Consider the following 17,269-nt stretch of genomic DNA (forward strand, 5'->3'; position numbering starts at 1 on the left):
TTGTTCTGATCAAACACTGGTGATACGAGGTGCCGGTAGGATGGGTCGGGCGGCGTTCCGCTACGCTCTATCCATCCTACGGAATAGCGCCTGCTGCAGGGCGACTCCGGCGCCTTCCAGGCCGGGGTATTCAGCTGTCACCAGCCACACGGGGATGCCTTCGAAATAACCGCTCATGCAGCCCTTGCTGGCGAAGGCGCGGGCGAAGCCGCTCTTCTGGAAGAAGGCAGCGAAGCGCGGCACCACGCCGCCGACTATATACACACCGCCACGGCCGCCAAGGGTCAGCACATTGTTGCCGGCCACTCGCCCAAGCCAGCCGCAGAACAGGTCCAGCACGTCCTCGGCCAGCGGGTCGCCCGCCAGCGCCGCCGCACTCACTTCCGCAGGTGAAGCCAGGCGCGGTGCATGACCGTCCACGGCACAGGCCGCGCGATAGAGCTGTAGCAACCCATTGCCGCTGAGCACGTTCTCGGCGCTGACATGACCAAGCTGGCCGTGCAGTTGCTGCCAGAGGGTTGCCTCGCGCAGGTTGCCCACCGGCAGGTCGACATGTCCGCCCTCCCCCGGCAACGCCTTCCAGCGCCCTTCGCCCAATGGCAACAGGGTGCCGACGCCAAGGCCGGTGCCAGGGCCGATCACCACCGCCGGACTGTCCAGATCGGCGACGCCGGGACAGATCTGCAGCTTTTCGTGCTCGCGCAGGCGGGTCATGCCCAAGGCCATTGCGGAGAAGTCGTTGATCAGCAGCAACTCCTCCACCTGCAAGGTGCGGCAGAAAGCCGAGCGGCTCAGGCGCCAGTGATTGTTGGTGAAGCGGAAGTGCTCGCCACTCACGGGCCCGGCCACGGCCAGGCAGACGGCACCCAGGCTACCCAGCGCCAGGCCGAGGCCGGCGAGGTAGTGACTGATGGCCTGTTCCGGCCCGGCAAAGTCGGCGGTGGCCAGCACGCGCACCGACTCCAGTTCCTCGTCTCGCCAGAGGGCGAATCGCGCATTGGTACCGCCAATGTCTCCGACCAGCGCCAACTTCACTTCAGGCTCTCCAGGTTGCGGGTGAAGGCACTGGCGCCCTGCTCGGCACTGCTGAAGGATTCGCGCATGAAGGCAAAGAGTTCGCGCCCCGTTCCCACGTTCGCTTCGAGGTCCCAGGGTGCCGGCGCGCGGGCGGCGAACTCGGCGGCATCCACCAGAACCTCCAGGGTGCCGGTGGTGCCGTCCACACGTACCCTATCGCCGTCGCGCAGCCGCGCCAGCGGCCCGCCGTCGAAGGCTTCCGGGCAGACATGGATGGCGGCGGGAATCTTGCCCGAAGCGCCGGACATGCGCCCGTCGGTGACCAGGGCCACCTTGAAGCCACGGTCCTGCAGCACACCGAGGAAGGGGGTCATCTTGTGCAGTTCGGGCATGCCATTGCTGCGCGGGCCCTGGAAGCGCATCACCGCCACCAGGTCACGGTCCAGTTCACCGGCCTTGAAGGCATCGGCCAGCGCCTGCTGGTCGTGGAAGACCCGCACCGGGGCCTCGACCACCTGGTGCTCCGGTGCCACGGCGGACACTTTCATCACGCCACGGCCAAGATTGCCCACCATCACACGCAGACCACCTTCCGGCGAGAAGGGCATCGAAACCGGGCGCAGGATGGATTCGTCCAGACTCTTGCTCGAACCTTCGCGCCACACCAGCTTGCCGTCTTCCAGGAACGGCTCCTGGGTGTACTGGCGCAGGCCGCGCCCCATGACAGTGTTGACGTCTTCATGGAGCAGGCCGGCATCGAGCAGCTCGCGTACCAGGAAGGCCACACCGCCAGCGGCGTGGAAGTGGTTGATGTCGGCCTTGCCGTTGGGATAGACGTGGGCCAGGGTCGGCACCACCTCGGAGAGGTCCGCCATGTCCTGCCAGGTGAGCTGGATGCCCGCCGCCTGGGCAATGGCAGGCATGTGCAGAGTGTGGTTGGTGGAGCCACCGGTGGCGTGCAGGGCGACGATGGAGTTGACCAGCACGCGTTCATCGACGAGTTCGCCGAGCGGCAGGAACTGCCCGGACTGCTTCGTCAGGCGCGTTACCTGGCGCGCTGTCTCCACGGTCAGCGCCTCGCGTAGCGGGGTATTCGGGTTGACGAAGGAGGCGCCTGGCAAGTGCAAGCCCATGATCTCCATGAGCATCTGATTGGTGTTGGCGGTGCCGTAGAAGGTGCAGGTGCCGGGGCTGTGGTAAGCCTTCATTTCCGACTCCAACAGCTCATCGCGGGTGGCCTTGCCTTCGGCGTAACGCTGGCGCACTTCGGCCTTTTCCTTGTTCGACAGACCCGACGGCATGGGTCCGGCGGGCACGAAGATCGAGGGCAGGTGGCCGAAGCGCAGGGCGCCCATCATCAACCCGGGGACAATCTTGTCGCAGATACCGAGGAAGAGCGCGGCATCGAACATGTTGTGCGACAGCGCCACCGCGGTGGACATGGCGATCACTTCGCGGCTGGCGATACCCAGCTCCATGCCCGGCTCCCCCTGGGTGACGCCGTCGCACATGGCCGGCACACCGCCGGCGACCTGGCCCACCGAACCGATGTCGCGCAGTGCCTGGCGGATTTTTTCCGGGTAGACCTCGTAAGGTTGGTGCGCCGAGAGCATGTCGTTGTAAGCGGTGACGATGGCCACGTTGGCCGAATCCATCAGGCGCAGGCGCTGCTTGTCGCCACTACCGCAACCGGCCACTCCATGGGCGAAGTTGGCACATTGCAGCTTGCCGCGCTGCGGCCCATCGCTGACCGCCTTGTGAATCATCGCCAGGTAGCGCTCGCGGGTTGCGCGGCTGCGCTCCACCAGGCGTTCGGTTACCTCAAGTACGCGGGGATGCATGGATTCGACTCCAAGTAGCGGGTAGATTTGTTTTTATACAAACTACAATACTGCCAATACGATTGGGAATTCACTAGTAAATTCAAAATATTTTGTTATTAAAACAACAAAACCAGAAAGACCCACTCTCATTCATATAGACCACCGACTCGGGCGGGGCGCGCAGCATAACGCCCGCCCCGCTCCGCCACCTATTCCACTCATGGCGCATTCCAGAGGCTTATGTCTTTTCTGAGTGGGCGCTAGAGCGAAATGCTCTAAAAAATATCTTGCGCGCAAAATAACTCAGCAGTAATTTCCACCTCACCGAATTACTTAACGCACAAAACATTAACGAACAAACTACATCGGAGAATCACCATGAAAGCCTTGATCACCTTCACCGCCATCCTCGCGCTTTCCTCCGCCAGCTTCGCCGATACCGGGAGCAGCGAGCAGAAAAGCAGCGGCAACGGCAGCGGAGCCCAGTACCCGGAATGGCTGATCAACCACGACGGCTGATCCAGACAACCCCGACCACTCACGCACACCACGCAATCCAAACCTGACTGAAAAGGAAACCATCATGAGCATCGAAAACGTTCTCTACCGCGCCTACGCTGAAGCCACCGGCGGCCGTGAAGGCCGCGCCATCTCCTCCGACGGCGTACTCGACGTCAGCCTGACCACCCCGCGTGAGCTGGGCGGCGCCGGCGGCGAAGGCACCAACCCCGAGCAGTTGTTCGCAGCCGGCTACTCGGCCTGCTTCCTGGGCGCACTGAAGTTCGTCGCAGCCCGCGACAAGCACAAGCTGCCGGCCGATACCTCCATCGAAGGCATCGTGGGCATCGGCGCCATTCCCACCGGCTTCGGCATCGAGGTGGAGTTGCGTATCGACATCCCCGGCCTGGACCGCGAGGAAGCCCGCGCCATCGTGGACAAGGCGCACATCGTGTGCCCTTACTCCAACGCCACTCGCGGCAATATCGACGTGACCCTGACCCTGGTCTGAGTCGCACAAGGAACAAGGGCGGGCATCCCGAGAGGGGTGCCCGTTCTTTTTTGTGTGGGAGCGATTTCAATTTGGCTCCCGCAAGGAAGCCGCAGAGAACCTCGACTGCAGGGGCGCATTCATTCGCCAAGCAGGTCGAAGGTCTGCCGTTCAATGCCCAGAGGTCTGCTACGCAGCCCTTGACGATCGAAATCGCCCCTACAATTGCCCTCTATCCCCACCGCCAAGGAGTGCAACATGATCCTCTCCACCACCCCCACCCTCGAAGGCCGAACCATCCGCGAATACAAGGGCATCGTGGTCGGTGAAGCCATTCTCGGCGCCAACGTGTTCCGCGACCTGTTCGCCGGCATCCGCGACATCATCGGCGGCCGCTCCGGCGCCTATGAAAAGGAACTGGCCAAGGCCCGTGAAATCGCCTTCGAGGAATTGTCCGAGCGCGCCGAAAAGCTCGGAGCCAACGCGGTGGTCGGCATCGATATCGACTACGAGGTAGTCGGACAGAACGGCAGCATGCTGATGGTGAGCATCAGCGGCACTGCCGTGACCATCTGAGTCAGGACTTCCGGGCCTTCGCCATCTGCTTGTCTCGGGCGAGCTTGTAGGCCACGTAGTACTTGTAGATATTGCCGACGTAATCCACCGTCTCGCGCCCCACCAGGCGCGCGGCGGCGTGCTCGACGTTGCCGAACCAGACGTTCTTGTCCAACCCCGACTTCTCTGCCAGCCGGCGGAACTTGCGCAGGTTTCCCGGCCCGGCGTTGTCGGCGGCGAAGGCCATCAGGGTGCGGTTCACCGGCGTCAGTTCGGGGTCGTTCAGGTACTTGTCGGCCAGCAGCCGCATGTACTTGCTGCCCGCCTCGATGTTGCGGTCAACGTCCTTGTCGATCTCCGCGATGCCCACGCTGGGGTCGGCTGCGGTGCTGGGCAGCAACTGCATCACACCAACCGCACCGCGATGGCTGCGAGCATTCTGGTTGAGCTGGGACTCCTGGTACCCCTGGGCCATCAGCATCAGGTAGTCGAAGTCGTAGGTCCCGGCGTGCTTCTCGAAAATGCCGACCAGCGCGGCAAAGCGCTTCAACTCCTCCTCATGAGACACCGCCTTCGCCGCCCAGGGCGACGGAATCAGAACACCTCGTCGACCAACCGGAATGGATAAGGCGCCGCCTTGTACTTGCCCAGCTTGCCGCGCTTGGGCAGCTCGACCTTCTGATCGCGGGTCAGGTCCTTGTAGGGAATCTGCTTGAGCAGGTGGCTGATGATGTTCAGTCGCACGCGACGCTTGTCTTCCGAATTGGCCATGTACCAAGGCGCCCAGGAAGAGTCGGTGGCAGCGAACATTTCGTCGCGGGCGCGGGTGTAGTCATCCCAGCGAGCGTATGACTTGAGGTCCATGGGCGACAGCTTCCAGATCTTGCGCCCGTCGTCGATACGGTCCTTGAGCCGGCGGGTCTGCTCCTCGGCACTTACCTCGAGCCAGTATTTGACCAGGACGATCCCGGACTCGACCATCATCTTCTCGAACAGTGGCGTGACCGTGAGGAACTTGTGAGATTGCTCCTCGGAACAGAAGCCCATGACTCGCTCGACACCGGCGCGGTTGTACCAGCTGCGGTCGAATATCACGATTTCACCGGCCGCCGGCATATGCGCCAGATAGCGCTGTATGTACATCTGGGACTTTTCCCGCTCGGTGGGTGCCGGTAGCGCTACTACACGGAACACTCGAGGGCTGACCCGCTCGGTAATGGCCTTGATGGTCCCGCCCTTGCCTGCGCCGTCGCGCCCTTCGAAGACGATGCAGACCTTCAACCCCTGGTCCACCACCCATTGCTGGAGTTTCACCAGTTCCACGTGCAGGCGCTTGAGCTCCTTGTCGTACTCCTTGCGCCCCAGACTGTCCTGCTCCGCCGCGTTGGCGGCCGCCTTTTTCTTGCCCTTCGCCATGACCTGCTCCGCTGTTGTGGGACCCGATCAGTAAAAGCTAGCTGAGCTCTGGCATCTTGCTGGTCCACAAGCGAAACGCCCCATCCTGCGAGGCAGGACGGGGCGTTGTGAGCTTTCCGGCGCCACCGCTGCGCTGCAACCCGGCGCGCCGGTGCTGCTGCGCTGGGCCGCGGCGAATGCCTGCGTCTACACCGAGTGGAACGAAAGCGACCTGCTCAAAGGTGACGGGGCGCACTGAAGCGCATGGAGCTGCGAAGCCTGTAACGCCCACGCCTACACGGTCGGCCAGGACATCGTCTTCGATGCCGGACAATTCGCCCCGGCATCACGCGAAGGCCAGCACTTGCTGGCCCATGAGCTGACCCATGTGGTGCAACAGCGCGGTACCGCTGGCGCGGTCCTGCGTCGCGATCCCGGCGACGAGGAGCTCACGCCCGAGATCGTCGGCCAGGAGCCCGGCCTGCTGCTTTGCTTCGCCCTGTGCGAACTCGGCGTGCCGCCGGCCATCTGGCGGGACATCACCGAGATGTTCCTCGGCGCTGTCTGGGAGGAGTACCGGGAAAGCTACGGCCGGGCGCGGGGGAACGCACGATTCCGTACCTTCCAGAATGCTTTCCGGAGCTACTCCGTCCTGAACTCGGTCAAGACCATCCTCGGTTTCGTCGTCCATGGACGCGTTGGTTTCATCCCGATCCGCACGGCGTCGGGTCGTGCGGCACAGCAGGCGCTGTTGCGTTTCCTGATTGCTCGAGGCGCCACCGAGGCGGGCGTGATCGCTGCCGAACAACTGGTGCGCCGCATCGCCATTGCCATCGAAGTGGCCATCGCCGCGGGTTGTGGCGCCTACTGCTCGGTCCGCAGCTACGCCTTGTTGATGCGCGACCTGGCCGACCAGATGGCGGCAGGCCTGGTAGCCGTGGCTGAAGGCATGGAAAGCCTTGGCGGCATCGTCAGCGGCCTGGCCACGGCAATCCTGGTGCGCCCTGTCCTCTATGCCGAAACCTTGCTGGAAGTGTCCAACTGGAACCTCAGCCACATGCCCGCCGGAGCGCGCGCCGACACCATCGCCCTCGGCCTGTACTTCAGCAGCGTGATCGAAGGCGAGGATTTCGACACCCTGATCGCCTCCCACGCCCGCCCCATCAGCAGCTACCCCACCGCCGCCAGCCTGGTACGCGAAGTGATCGCCGAGCTCAATCGCGACCGCGCCATCACCGAAGAGCCGCCGCTGGACGCCGAAGCGCTGGTCAACGGTTCACCCGCCGCCTTCTTCAGCCTGCTGGCCGAACAGGGTTACCTCGACTTCGAAGAAGACCCCGAGCACCTGGTCGACGAGATGCTCGAAGGCCCCTCCCCCTGACGTGCGAAATCAGCCGCAACGGCTGTGACAGGTCATCAGCACGCCACTCGCTCATTCACCTTGCCCATCTCTTCCACCAGGAAATCGATGAAGGCGCGGGTCTTCTGCGGCATGCGTCGGGCCGAGGGATATACCGCGTTGATGCTGATGGGGGGTGCCTGCCATTCGCAGAGCAGCGTCACCAGCCGGCCGGCGGCCAGGGCTTCGTCGACGATGAAGCTCGGCAGCAGGGCAATGCCCATGCCGGCCTCGGCCACCTGGGCGAGGAAGTCGCCGTTGTTGGCCTGGAGTGGACCGTTCAATTGCACGCGGCGGGTTTCCTCGCCGTTACTGAGCGCCAGGCTGACGCCGCTCTGCAGGTAGCCGTAGCCGAGGAAGGCGTGGCTGGCGAGGTCTTCCGGCGACTGCGGTATCCCGGCCTTTTCCAGATAGGTCGGTGAAGCCACCAGCAGGCGCGGCGCCGGTGCGATGGTGCGGGCAACCATGGACGAGTCCGCCAGGCTGGCAATCCGGATGGTCACGTCGAAGCCACCACGCACCGGGTCCACCTGCTGGTCGCTGAGTACCAGCTGCAGCTCGATCTGCGGATTCCGCTCATGGAATAGCGGGATCAGCGGCCCCAGTTTGCGCAGCCCGAAGGACATGGGCGCATTCACCCGCAACACCCCACGCAACTCCCCCACCCCATCTCGCGCCCGCTGCTCGGCCTCGTCCAGGGCCGCCAGCAGGTCCCGCGCTGATTCGAAGTACTCCGTCCCCGCCTCCGTCAGGTGCAGGCTGCGCGTCGTGCGCACCAGCAATTGCACGCCGATGGCTTCCTCCAGCGCCTGCACCTGCTTGCTCACCGTCGAGCGTGGCAAGTCCAGCGCCCGCGCCGCCGCCGCGAAACCATTGCTGCGCACGGTTTCGATAAAGGCGCGCATGCACTCGACCCTGTCCATCAATGTCTCCAATTCAGAATCAATGAAGTTCAATTATGCCTAATTGTTTCTCTTTATGGGCGCGATCAGAATTTATCCCAAGTCGGAACCAAACAGCCTCACAGACAGAGGCACCGGCCAGGAAGAAATCACACAACTCACGCTTCAGGAGAAATGCCATGTCCATCCGCGAACTGCTGAACCCGACCAACTCCGCCCTGATCCTGATCGACCACCAGCCGCAAATGGCCTTTGGCGTGCAGTCCATCGACCGCCAGCAACTGAAGAACAACACCGTGGCCCTTGCCAAGAGCGCCAAGATCTTCAACGTTCCGACCATCCTCACCAGCGTCGAGACCGAAAGCTTCAGCGGCTACATCTGGCCGGAACTGCTCGGTGTGTTCCCGGGCCAGCAACCCATCGAGCGCACCTCGATGAACTCCTGGGAAGACGAGAAATTCGTTGCCGCCGTGAAAGCCACCGGCCGCAAGAAACTGATCATGGCCGCACTCTGGACCGAGGTCTGCCTGACCTTCCCCGCACTGGAAGCCATCGAAGCCGGCTACGAGGTGTACATCGTCACCGACGCTTCCGGCGGCACCTCCAAGGAAGCCCATGACATGTCGGTGCAACGCATGATCCAGGCCGGCGCCATCCCGGTGACCTGGCAGCAGGTCATGCTCGAGTACCAGCGCGACTGGTCGAAGAAGGAAACCTACGACGCCGTGATCGGCCTCGTGCAGGAGCACAGCGGCGCCTACGGCATGGGCGTGGACTACGCCTACACCCTGGTGCACAAGGCGCCCCAGCGCCAGGTGAAGTAAGCCGCAAGGCCGGCGGCGGGTAACGCCCCCGGCCTTCTTCCACGCCTTGCACGGAGCACCTCGCCATGACCACTGACGACATCGTCACCCTGCTGATCCGCCATCGGGTCAAGGAAGGCCGGGAACAGGAGTACGAAAACTGGCTGCGCCGCATCATCGGCATCGCCAAGGGTTATCCCGGCCACCTCGGCATCGATGTGGTGCGGGATCGCAAGGATGGCCTGCACCTGTTCACCTGCGTCCTGCGCTTCGCCAATACCACCCAGCTCCAGGCCTGGCTCGAATCCACCGACCGTCGCCAACTGGTGGAGGAAGTCAGTCACCTGCTGGCCGATGGCGACCAGGTGGAGATCAACCCCGAACGCGAATTCTGGTTCACCCCGGCAAGCGCCGACGCGCCACAACCGCCGCGCTGGAAACAGGCCTGCGTCACCTTCCTGGTGATCCTGCCGCTGGCCCTGCTGGTGCCGCTGCTCTGGCAGCCGCTGTTCAGGCTGCAGCCCTGGCTTGGCGGCTACGTGGCCAGCAACGTGGTGATTACCGCCAGCATAGTGCTGCTGGTTGTCTATCTTTTCATGCCTCCGGTAACGCGTTTCTTCTCCGGCTGGCTGAACCAACACTGATCCAGGGAGGGCTCCATGAGCGAAGACCCATCCAGCAATAGCCGCCGCCAGTTCCTCGCCGCCAGCTCCGTGCTCGGTGCCGCTGGCGCACTCTGGTCCGCACTACCCTTCACCGGCGCCGCAGGCGTCGCCCATGCCGCTACTTCAGGGGGTTCCATGTCCGCCGACCTGATCCTGTTCAATGGCCGCCTGCACACGGTCGACCGCGAAAAGCCCACCGCCAGCGCCGTGGCCATCAAGGACGGGCGCTTTCTCGCCGTCGGCAGCGATGCCGAGGCCATGGCCCATCGCGGCGACGCCACCCAGGTCATCGACCTCAAGCAGCGCACGGTGATCCCCGGCCTCAACGACTCGCACCTGCACCTGATCCGCGGCGGCCTCAACTACAACCTGGAACTGCGCTGGGAAGGCGTGCCCTCGGTGGCCGACGCCCTGCGCATGCTCAAGGACCAGGCCGACCGAACCCCCTCTCCGCAGTGGGTACGCGTGGTCGGTGGCTGGAACGAGTTCCAGTTCGCCGAAAAACGCATGCCGACCCTGGAGGAAATCAACCGCGCAGCGCCGGACACCCCGGTGTTCCTCCTCCACCTCTACGACCGCGCGCTGCTCAACCGCGCCGCGCTGAAGGCGGTCGGCTACACCAAGGACACGCCCAACCCGCCGGGTGGCGAAATCCAGCGCGACGGCAGCGGCAACCCCACCGGCATGCTGATCGCCCGGCCCAACGCCACCATCCTCTACGCCACCCTGGCCAAGGGGCCGAAGTTGCCGCTGGAGTACCAGGTCAACTCCACCCGCCAGTTCATGCGCGAGCTCAACCGCCTCGGCCTGACCAGCGCCATCGACGCCGGCGGCGGCTACCAGAACTACCCGGACGACTACCAGGTGATCGAGGAACTGGCCAGGCAGGGCCAGCTCAGCGTGCGCATCGCCTACAACCTGTTCACCCAGAAACCCAAGGAAGAGCTCACCGACTTCCAGAACTGGAGCAAGGTGGTCAAGCCCGGCCAGGGCAATGACTTCCTGCGCCACAACGGCGCCGGCGAGATGCTGGTGTTCTCCGCGGCCGACTTCGAGGACTTCCTCGAACCGCGCCCGGACCTGCCGCAGACCATGGAGCAGGAGCTGGAGCCGGTGGTGCGCCACCTGGTGGAGCAGCGCTGGCCGTTCCGCCTGCACGCCACCTACGACGAATCCATCTCGCGCATGCTGGATGTGTTCGAGAAGGTCAACCGCGACATCCCGTTCAACGGCCTGCCGTGGTTCTTCGACCACGCCGAAACCATCTCGCCGAAGAACATCGAGCGAGTGCGTGCCTTGGGCGGCGGCATCGCCATCCAGGACCGCATGGCCTTCCAGGGCGAGTACTTCGTCGACCGCTACGGCGCCAAGGCGGCCGAGCAGACTCCGCCGATCCAGCGCATGTTGGCCGAAGGCGTGCCGGTGGGCGCCGGCACCGACGCCACCCGCGTCTCCAGCTACAACCCCTGGACCTCGCTGTACTGGCTGGTCAGCGGCCGCACCGTCGGCGGCCTGGAGCTTTATCCCCAGGGCCTGTCGCGCGAGACCGCGCTGCAACTCTTTACCCACGGCAGCGCCTGGTTCTCCAGCGAGCAAGGCAAGAAGGGGCAGATCAAGGTGGGCCAACTGGCCGACCTCGCCGCCTTGTCGGCGGATTTCTTCAGCGTCGAGGACGAGGCCATCAAGTGGATCGAGTCGGTGCTGACCGTGGTCGACGGCAAGGTGGTCTACGCCGCCGGCGAGTTCGACAAGCTCGGTCCGCCGCAGCTGCCGGTGCTGCCGGAGTGGTCGCCGGTGGCCAAGGTCCCCGGCCACTGGAAGCCCGCCGCGCCGCTCGCCGCCCAGGTGCACCAGTGCGTCGGCGCCTGCACGGTGCACGCCCACAGCCACGAGCGGGCACGGCAGTCGAGCGTGCCGGTGAGCGACTTCCAGGGCTTCTGGGGGGCACTGGGCTGCTCCTGCTTTGCCTTCTGATGGTTCCTTGAGGGGGCGACTTCAATCGCCAAGGGCAGCAACGCTGCCCCCGGCGAACCCGAAGGGCAGACCTTCGGCCTGCCTGGCGAATGAATTTGCCCCTACAGAGAAAACAGCCCTGAATTATTTGCGCAGGCCCCAAGCCGGCGCCCAACCCAAGCAAGGAGAATCACCATGTCTTTCCAATACAAGCGACTGGACAAGAACGATGCTGCGGTACTGCTGGTCGATCACCAGGCTGGCCTGCTCTCCCTGGTGCGGGACATCGATCCCGACAAGTTCAAGAACAACGTGCTGGCCCTGGGCGATCTGGCCAAGTACTTCAAGCTGCCGACCATCCTCACCACCAGCTTCGAGACCGGTCCCAACGGCCCGCTGGTACCAGAACTGAAAGAGCAGTTCCCCGATGTGCCCTACATCGCCCGCCCCGGCAACATCAACGCCTGGGACAACGAAGACTTCGTCAAGGCGGTGAAGGCCACCGGCAAGAAGCAACTGATCATCGCGGGTGTGGTGACCGAGGTCTGCGTGGCCTTCCCTGCACTGTCGGCCCTTGAAGAAGGCTTCGACGTATTCGTGGTCGCCGATGCGTCCGGCACCTTCAACGAAGTCACCCGTGACGCCGCCTGGCGCCGGATGGAAGCTGCCGGTGCGCAACTGATGACCTGGTTCGGCGTGGCCTGCGAGCTGCACCGCGACTGGCGCAACGACATCGAGGGTCTGGGCACCCTGTTCTCCAACCACATCCCCGACTACCGTAACCTGATCACCAGCTACACCACGCTCACCGCCAAGTGAACGACACAGGGGCCGCGTCGTATTGGCGCGGCGCCCTGCCCCGGTCCGCCGCACTGCTCTAAGATGTCGCCCCTTTCAAGCAGCATGACTGAGGAGTGACCCATGCCCCATGACGGCAGCCTGCTGCAGGCAGCGGTGGTGTTCCTGTTCGCCGCCGTAATCACCGTCCCCCTGGCCAAGCGGCTGCAGCTTGGCGCTGTGCTGGGCTACCTGCTGGCAGGGGTGTTGATCGGTCCCTCGGTACTGAAGCTGGTCAGCGACCCGGAGAGCGTCGCCCACGTATCCGAACTGGGCGTGGTGCTGCTGCTGTTCATCATCGGTCTGGAACTCTCGCCCCGCCGGCTCTGGGTGATGCGCCGCTCGGTGTTCGGCGCAGGCCTCGCACAGGTCCTGCTCACCGCCCTGGCCATTGGCCTGGTGGCCTGGCTGGTGTTCGCCAAGAGCCTGAACACCGCCGCCGTACTGGGCTTCGGCCTGGCACTCTCGTCTACCGCCTTCGGCCTGCAGATACTCGCCGAGCGCAAGGAACTCACCAGCCCCCACGGCCGCCTGGCCTTCGCCATCCTGCTGTTCCAGGACATCGCAGCCATCCCGCTGATCGCCCTCCTGCCGCTGCTCAGTGGCTCTGGCCACCTGGACACGGAAGGCGTCAACCTGCGCGACGTGCTGCTGGCAGTGGCCAGTATCGGTGCGGTGATCATTGGCGGCCGATACCTGCTGCGACCGGTATTCCGCACCGTGCTCAAGGCCGGACTGAAGGAGGTCTCCACCGCCACCTCGCTGCTGGTGGTGATCGGCACCGCCTGGCTGATGGAGCTGGCCGGCGTTTCCATGGCGCTTGGCGCCTTCATCGCGGGCCTGCTGCTGGCGGACTCCGAATATCGCCATGAGCTGGAAGCGCAGATCGAGCCCTTCAAGGGTCTGCTGCTGGGCCTGTTCTTCATGAGCGTGGGAATGAGTGCTGACCTCAGCCTGCTGTTGAACGAACCGTTCGCGGTCATGGTGCTGACGATCCTGCTGCTGATGCTGAAACTCCCGCTGCTCTACCTGGTGGGCCGCTTTGCCGGAGGGCTGGAGCGCGGCCATGCGCTGCGCCTGGGCATCGTCCTGGCCGCTGGTGGCGAATTCGCCTTCGTGGTGTTCAAGGTGGCCTTCGAACAGGGCATGCTCGACGCCCGCCTGCACGGTCTGCTGGTGCTCAGCATCACCCTGTCCATGGCCCTCACGCCGCTGCTGGTGTTGGCCCTGTTCCGTCGACTGGTCGCTGCACCGGCACCAGTGGAGGTACCGGCGGAGTACCAGCGCATCGACAGTGACGCGCCCCGCGTGGTGGTCGCCGGCATGGGGCGCATGGGCCAGATCATCGCCCGTGTGCTGCACGCCCAGCAGGTTCCGTTCGTGGCCCTGGACACCGCGGTGGACATGATCGAGTACGGCCGTAGCCTGGGCCGCATGCCCATCTACTACGGCGATCCACTGCGGGCGGAAATCCTCCGCGCAGCAAAGGTGGACAAGGCCGAGTTCCTCATCATCGCCACCGACGACCCGGACACCAATCTCAAGATCACCGAACTGGTCAAGCGCCTCTACCCTCACGTCAAGGTCATCGCCCGTGCCCGCAACCGCCAGCACGTCCATCGGCTGCTTGACCTGGGCGCCGTGCCCGTGCGCGAAACCTTCCATTCGGCGTTGGAGATGAGCCGCCAGGCCCTGCTTGGCCTGGGCCTCGACGAAGACCGGGCCAACGCCCGCATTCGCCGCTTCCAGCGCCACGACGAAGAAGTCCTGGCGGCCCAGCACAACGTCTATGACGACGCCGCCGCCGTGATCCAGACCGCCCGCGAAGCACGCACGGAACTGGAACACCTGTTCGACGCCGACGTGATCGAAGACAAGGCGGTGAAATAGCCGCCAGCGCCATTACCCGGTCGCCGGCCATCGAATCAGCTTTACTCAAGGCAGATTCAGTGTGGGGGAGGCCCCGGATGAACCGGAACGATCTGCGTCGCGTGGACCTGAACCTGCTGGTGGTCTTCGAGACGCTGATGTACGAGAAAAACCTGACTCGCGCATCGGAAAAGCTCTTCCTCGGCCAGCCCGCGGTAAGCGCCGCGCTGGCCCGCTTGCGCGACCTCTTCGACGACCCGCTTCTGGTCCGCAATGGCCGCGTCTTCGAACCCACCAAGCGGGCGCTGGAAATACTCGAGGAACTGCAACCTGCACTGGACTCGATATCCAGCGCCGTCAGCCGGGCGAAGGAATTCAATCCGTCCACCTATCGCAATACCTTTCGGATCGGCCTATCGGACGACGTCGAGTTCGGCCTGTTCCCTCCCCTGCTCCACCAGCTCCGCGAGGAAGCGCCCGACAGCATAGTGGTGGTGCGCCGGGTCAACTTCCTGCTCATGCCAGCAATGCTCGCCTCCGGGGAAATCTCGGTCGGCGTCAGCTACACCACGGAACTACCGGCCAATGCCAAGCGCAAGCGGTTGCGCAACCTGCGCTGCAAGATCCTGCGCGGCGACGACCGCCCCGGCGCACTCACCCTGGATGACTACTGTTCGCGTCCGCACGCACTCGTATCCTTCTCGGGCGACCTGACCGGAAACATCGACAATGACCTGGCGCGCGTTGGCCGCACACGCCGCGTGGTGCTGGCGGTACCGCAGTTCAGCGGGTTGCGCTCGATCCTGACAGGCACGGAGTTGCTCGCCACCGTCCCGGACTACGCAGCGGATGCGCTGATCGACGGTTGTGGATTACGCGCCGATGAGCCGCCCTTCCCCATCTTCACTTCCGAGCTCTCCATGGTCTGGAGCAGCGGCACGGACAACGATCCCGCCGAGCGCTGGCTCCGTGAACTGATCGTGCAATACATGTCCGCGCCGGCAATGCCCGATCAGCCCGCCGCATAGAGCGGATGAGTCTCGCGCAGGAACACCGGGAGATCGGTGATCGGTGGCCGCGCGGGAATCTCGAAGTACATCTGGATCACGCTGCCGCGGTGATAGGACGCATGGTTGACCACGTGCATGAGCATGGCGCCCGCGGTCATGACGCCGGGGTCCCCGGAACAGAAGACGAACTCCACCGGCGTGTTCAGCGATTCGTCCGTCTGCGCGGCGCTCCACGAGACGAACCAGTCGTTCATGGCGGCCTGCGCGGCGCGGAGATCGTCGAACTCGGGATAGGGAACTTCCAGGCGCGTCTTGTAGGGATGCGGCCGGTGTTCCAGGTGGGCGCGCCAGATGCAATCGATGACGTGGATATGGTTCAGGGTGCCCAGGATACTCTTGCACAGGGTCACGCGTTCCTTGCCGACTTCGCCGGGCGGCAACCCGGCAAGATCCTCGAAGAGCCGTTCGTCGACCCACTGCTTGTAATGGGCAAGCATCCTGGCCGTAGGAGCGTTGATCATCGGATGTCCTCCCGCTCGGAGTCAGGCCGCCAGCGCGTTCGACGGGTGCGACGGCCATCGGTGGCAGAAGGAGTTTAGGCCCGGCGACAGGCACCCGAATTCATTGGCCGACGGCTGGAAATGCCGACAAGGCGTCGACCCGCTCCTTGTCCGGAACCTGCGCGTTGAGCCGCCGCACATACTCGACGAACGCTTCCTGCGGCAGCGGCCGGCTGAACAGGTAGCCCTGGAACTGCCCGCAACCGTTGCCAACGAGGAACCGCTGCTGCGCTTCCGTTTCCACGCCTTCGGCTATCACCGCCAGCCCCATGCTTCGTCCCAGGGCGATGACGGTGCGCACGATGGTTTCACTGCTGGAGTCGGTCAGCACATCACAGATGAAGGAGCGATCGATCTTCAGCTTGCTCAGGGGCAGGCGCTTGAGGTGGCTCAGGGACGAGAAGCCGGTGCCGAAGTCATCCAGGGAGAAGCGGACCCCCTGCTCCACCAGCGCGGTCATCTTCCGCGTAAGGTCTTCCAGGTCCTGCACCACCAGCGTTTCAGTCAGTTCAAGCTCCAGGCGCCGCGCCTCGATACCGTGTTCCTCGATCAGCGCCAGCACCTCGGGTACGAAGGCCGGCTGGCGGAACTGGTTCTGGCTGATATTCACCGCCAGGCCCATTTCACCCAAATCAGGGTCGTCCTTCCACGCGCGCAACTGTGCACAAGTCTGACGCAGCACCCATTGGCCGATGGGCAGCATCAGCCCGGTCTTCTCGGCATGGTCGATGAACTCGCCCGGTGCCACCAACCCGCGTTGCGGGTGCCGCCAGCGAACCAGCACCTCCGCCGCCACCACTCGTCCAGCGGAATCCAGTTGCGGCTGGTAATGCAGGACGAACTGCTCCTCGCGCAGGGCGGTACGCAGGTCACGGTCGAGCTCCGAGCGCTCCACCGCATCGGTCTGCAGGATGTGCAGCAGCATGAAGAACATCGCCATGGACGCCACGCCCTGGACCCAGGAACCGACCACCCGCACCTCGTCAGGCAGGCTGTAACCGGTGATCGGGCTCCAGGAGGACGATGCCAGCCCGGCGAACAGCGCCAGGCAGAGGGTCGTGACGCCGTAGCGCAACCACCTGGGTTCGTCGCGAAAGGCCATGAGCGCAGCCAGGGCCAGAGGCAGGAAATACAGATGGGACGCCCGTGGCGCCGCCGCCGTCGGCACGTCGAGCATCAGGGTGGAAATCAGGATGACGACAATCAGCACGCCGAACAGCAACAGGTTGGCCGCGCGCGTCCGGTTGCGCAGTGTCAGCACGAATACCCCCAGCCCACAGAAGATCAGGACCAGGTCCATCGGGACGATCCCCCACGCGCCCCGCAGGGAGAAGTAGCCGCCCCAGAGCAGCCCCATGAGCACCATGAGCCCGCTCGCCAGCAAACGCATGCGTCGCTCCCTGCGCTGGCCGACCAATGCGAGATCAGACGACTGCCAAAGCAGTTGGACGCGCTTGAGGAACGTTGAAATGGGGGTCATGGAAAATCCCTTT

At 64.2% G+C, this 17,269-nt stretch carries 15 protein-coding genes and 2 pseudogenes; 10 read left to right on the forward strand and 7 right to left on the reverse strand.

From position 1 onward, the window contains the following. Nucleotides 1–60 precede the first annotated feature (60 nt). Both SA496_RS18905 and edd read right to left on the reverse strand, forming a co-directional pair. On the reverse strand, nucleotides 61–1,035 hold the full coding sequence (locus tag SA496_RS18905; protein WP_330114290.1) for a glucokinase: 975 nt from the start codon (nucleotides 1,033–1,035) through the stop codon (nucleotides 61–63). Continuing rightward, a complete protein-coding gene (gene edd / locus SA496_RS18910; protein ID WP_330114291.1) occupies nucleotides 1,032–2,858 on the reverse strand; it encodes a phosphogluconate dehydratase in 1,827 nt (608 codons plus the stop codon). The genes SA496_RS18905 and edd overlap by 4 nt, the downstream gene beginning before the upstream one ends. Nucleotides 2,859–3,218: 360 nt before the next feature. Here edd and SA496_RS18915 point away from each other — a divergent pair, with 360 nt between their 5' ends. The 3 genes from SA496_RS18915 (at nucleotide 3,219) to SA496_RS18925 (ending at nucleotide 4,404) form a co-directional block, all read left to right on the forward strand. Beyond that, nucleotides 3,219–3,359, forward strand: a complete 141-nt coding sequence (locus SA496_RS18915; protein WP_162945880.1) for a hypothetical protein — start codon at nucleotides 3,219–3,221, stop codon at nucleotides 3,357–3,359. Nucleotides 3,360–3,423: 64 nt separating this feature from the next. Next, on the forward strand, nucleotides 3,424–3,849 hold the full coding sequence (locus SA496_RS18920) for an organic hydroperoxide resistance protein (RefSeq protein ID WP_028630338.1): 426 nt from the start codon (nucleotides 3,424–3,426) through the stop codon (nucleotides 3,847–3,849). A 237-nt stretch (nucleotides 3,850–4,086) separates the two neighbouring features. Then, nucleotides 4,087–4,404, forward strand: a complete 318-nt coding sequence (locus tag SA496_RS18925; RefSeq protein WP_120655084.1) for a heavy metal-binding domain-containing protein — start codon at nucleotides 4,087–4,089, stop codon at nucleotides 4,402–4,404. A gap of 1 nt (nucleotide 4,405) precedes the next feature. Here the strand turns inward: SA496_RS18925 and SA496_RS18930 are convergent. Both SA496_RS18930 and ppk2 read right to left on the reverse strand, forming a co-directional pair. After that, nucleotides 4,406–4,942: pseudogene (locus SA496_RS18930) on the reverse strand (transglycosylase SLT domain-containing protein); the annotation flags it as partial. A gap of 35 nt (nucleotides 4,943–4,977) precedes the next feature. Continuing rightward, the gene (gene ppk2, locus SA496_RS18935; protein ID WP_120655083.1) at nucleotides 4,978–5,799 is read right to left on the reverse strand and encodes a polyphosphate kinase 2; all 822 of its coding nucleotides are present in this window, start codon (nucleotides 5,797–5,799) and stop codon (nucleotides 4,978–4,980) included. A gap of 259 nt (nucleotides 5,800–6,058) precedes the next feature. Here ppk2 and SA496_RS18940 point away from each other — a divergent pair. Next, nucleotides 6,059–7,159 (forward strand): annotated as a pseudogene (locus SA496_RS18940) (eCIS core domain-containing protein); the annotation flags it as partial. 35 nt (nucleotides 7,160–7,194) lie between these two features. On the opposite strand, the gene SA496_RS18945 reads toward SA496_RS18940, so the two are convergent. Beyond that, nucleotides 7,195–8,100, reverse strand: coding sequence for a LysR family transcriptional regulator (locus tag SA496_RS18945; RefSeq protein WP_120655061.1), 906 nt, complete (start codon nucleotides 8,098–8,100; stop codon nucleotides 7,195–7,197). A gap of 158 nt (nucleotides 8,101–8,258) precedes the next feature. Here SA496_RS18945 and SA496_RS18950 point away from each other — a divergent pair, with 158 nt between their 5' ends. The 6 genes from SA496_RS18950 (at nucleotide 8,259) to SA496_RS18975 (ending at nucleotide 15,234) form a co-directional block, all read left to right on the forward strand. Further along, on the forward strand, nucleotides 8,259–8,903 hold the full coding sequence (locus SA496_RS18950; RefSeq protein WP_330114292.1) for a hydrolase: 645 nt from the start codon (nucleotides 8,259–8,261) through the stop codon (nucleotides 8,901–8,903). Between the two features lie 65 nt (nucleotides 8,904–8,968). Next, nucleotides 8,969–9,526 carry an antibiotic biosynthesis monooxygenase gene (locus SA496_RS18955; RefSeq protein WP_330114293.1) on the forward strand — a complete coding sequence of 186 codons (558 nt, stop codon included), beginning with the start codon at nucleotides 8,969–8,971 and terminating at the stop codon, nucleotides 9,524–9,526. Nucleotides 9,527–9,682: 156 nt separating this feature from the next. Beyond that, the gene (locus SA496_RS18960; RefSeq protein ID WP_330115657.1) at nucleotides 9,683–11,521 is read left to right on the forward strand and encodes an amidohydrolase; all 1,839 of its coding nucleotides are present in this window, start codon (nucleotides 9,683–9,685) and stop codon (nucleotides 11,519–11,521) included. Nucleotides 11,522–11,695: 174 nt separating this feature from the next. Then, on the forward strand, nucleotides 11,696–12,319 hold the full coding sequence (gene ycaC, locus SA496_RS18965; RefSeq protein ID WP_330114294.1) for an isochorismate family cysteine hydrolase YcaC: 624 nt from the start codon (nucleotides 11,696–11,698) through the stop codon (nucleotides 12,317–12,319). 102 nt (nucleotides 12,320–12,421) lie between these two features. Next, entirely contained in the window at nucleotides 12,422–14,227 is a 1,806-nt protein-coding gene (locus SA496_RS18970; RefSeq protein WP_120655057.1) for a monovalent cation:proton antiporter-2 (CPA2) family protein, read from the forward strand. Between the two features lie 77 nt (nucleotides 14,228–14,304). After that, entirely contained in the window at nucleotides 14,305–15,234 is a 930-nt protein-coding gene (locus SA496_RS18975) for a LysR family transcriptional regulator (RefSeq protein ID WP_330114295.1), read from the forward strand. On the opposite strand, the gene SA496_RS18980 is transcribed toward SA496_RS18975, so the two are convergent. Next, nucleotides 15,219–15,737, reverse strand: coding sequence for a DinB family protein (locus SA496_RS18980; protein WP_330114296.1), 519 nt, complete (start codon nucleotides 15,735–15,737; stop codon nucleotides 15,219–15,221). The two genes, SA496_RS18975 and SA496_RS18980, sit on opposite strands and share 16 nt — an antisense overlap. A gap of 100 nt (nucleotides 15,738–15,837) precedes the next feature. Next, nucleotides 15,838–17,256, reverse strand: coding sequence for a putative bifunctional diguanylate cyclase/phosphodiesterase (locus tag SA496_RS18985; RefSeq protein ID WP_120655054.1), 1,419 nt, complete (start codon nucleotides 17,254–17,256; stop codon nucleotides 15,838–15,840). Nucleotides 17,257–17,269: the final 13 nt, after the last annotated feature.

This window comes from Pseudomonas sp. JS3066, from assembly GCF_036328175.1.
Taxonomy (GTDB): domain Bacteria; phylum Pseudomonadota; class Gammaproteobacteria; order Pseudomonadales; family Pseudomonadaceae; genus Metapseudomonas.

What these genes read in the sequence shown, in the direction of transcription:
- SA496_RS18925 (WP_120655084.1), top strand. Translation starts at nt 4,087, where the DNA reads ATGATCCTCTCCACCACCCCCACCCTCGAAGGCCGAACCATCCGCGAA.
- ppk2 (WP_120655083.1), bottom strand. Translation starts at nt 5,799, where the DNA reads ATGGCGAAGGGCAAGAAAAAGGCGGCCGCCAACGCGGCGGAGCAGGAC.
- SA496_RS18920 (WP_028630338.1), top strand. Translation starts at nt 3,424, where the DNA reads ATGAGCATCGAAAACGTTCTCTACCGCGCCTACGCTGAAGCCACCGGC.
- ycaC (WP_330114294.1), top strand. Translation starts at nt 11,696, where the DNA reads ATGTCTTTCCAATACAAGCGACTGGACAAGAACGATGCTGCGGTACTG.
- SA496_RS18970 (WP_120655057.1), top strand. Translation starts at nt 12,422, where the DNA reads ATGCCCCATGACGGCAGCCTGCTGCAGGCAGCGGTGGTGTTCCTGTTC.
- SA496_RS18950 (WP_330114292.1), top strand. Translation starts at nt 8,259, where the DNA reads ATGTCCATCCGCGAACTGCTGAACCCGACCAACTCCGCCCTGATCCTG.
- SA496_RS18945 (WP_120655061.1), bottom strand. Translation starts at nt 8,100, where the DNA reads ATGGACAGGGTCGAGTGCATGCGCGCCTTTATCGAAACCGTGCGCAGC.
- SA496_RS18960 (WP_330115657.1), top strand. Translation starts at nt 9,683, where the DNA reads ATGTCCGCCGACCTGATCCTGTTCAATGGCCGCCTGCACACGGTCGAC.
- SA496_RS18985 (WP_120655054.1), bottom strand. Translation starts at nt 17,256, where the DNA reads ATGACCCCCATTTCAACGTTCCTCAAGCGCGTCCAACTGCTTTGGCAG.
- SA496_RS18955 (WP_330114293.1), top strand. Translation starts at nt 8,969, where the DNA reads ATGACCACTGACGACATCGTCACCCTGCTGATCCGCCATCGGGTCAAG.
- SA496_RS18975 (WP_330114295.1), top strand. Translation starts at nt 14,305, where the DNA reads ATGAACCGGAACGATCTGCGTCGCGTGGACCTGAACCTGCTGGTGGTC.
- edd (WP_330114291.1), bottom strand. Translation starts at nt 2,858, where the DNA reads ATGCATCCCCGCGTACTTGAGGTAACCGAACGCCTGGTGGAGCGCAGC.
- SA496_RS18980 (WP_330114296.1), bottom strand. Translation starts at nt 15,737, where the DNA reads ATGATCAACGCTCCTACGGCCAGGATGCTTGCCCATTACAAGCAGTGG.
- SA496_RS18915 (WP_162945880.1), top strand. Translation starts at nt 3,219, where the DNA reads ATGAAAGCCTTGATCACCTTCACCGCCATCCTCGCGCTTTCCTCCGCC.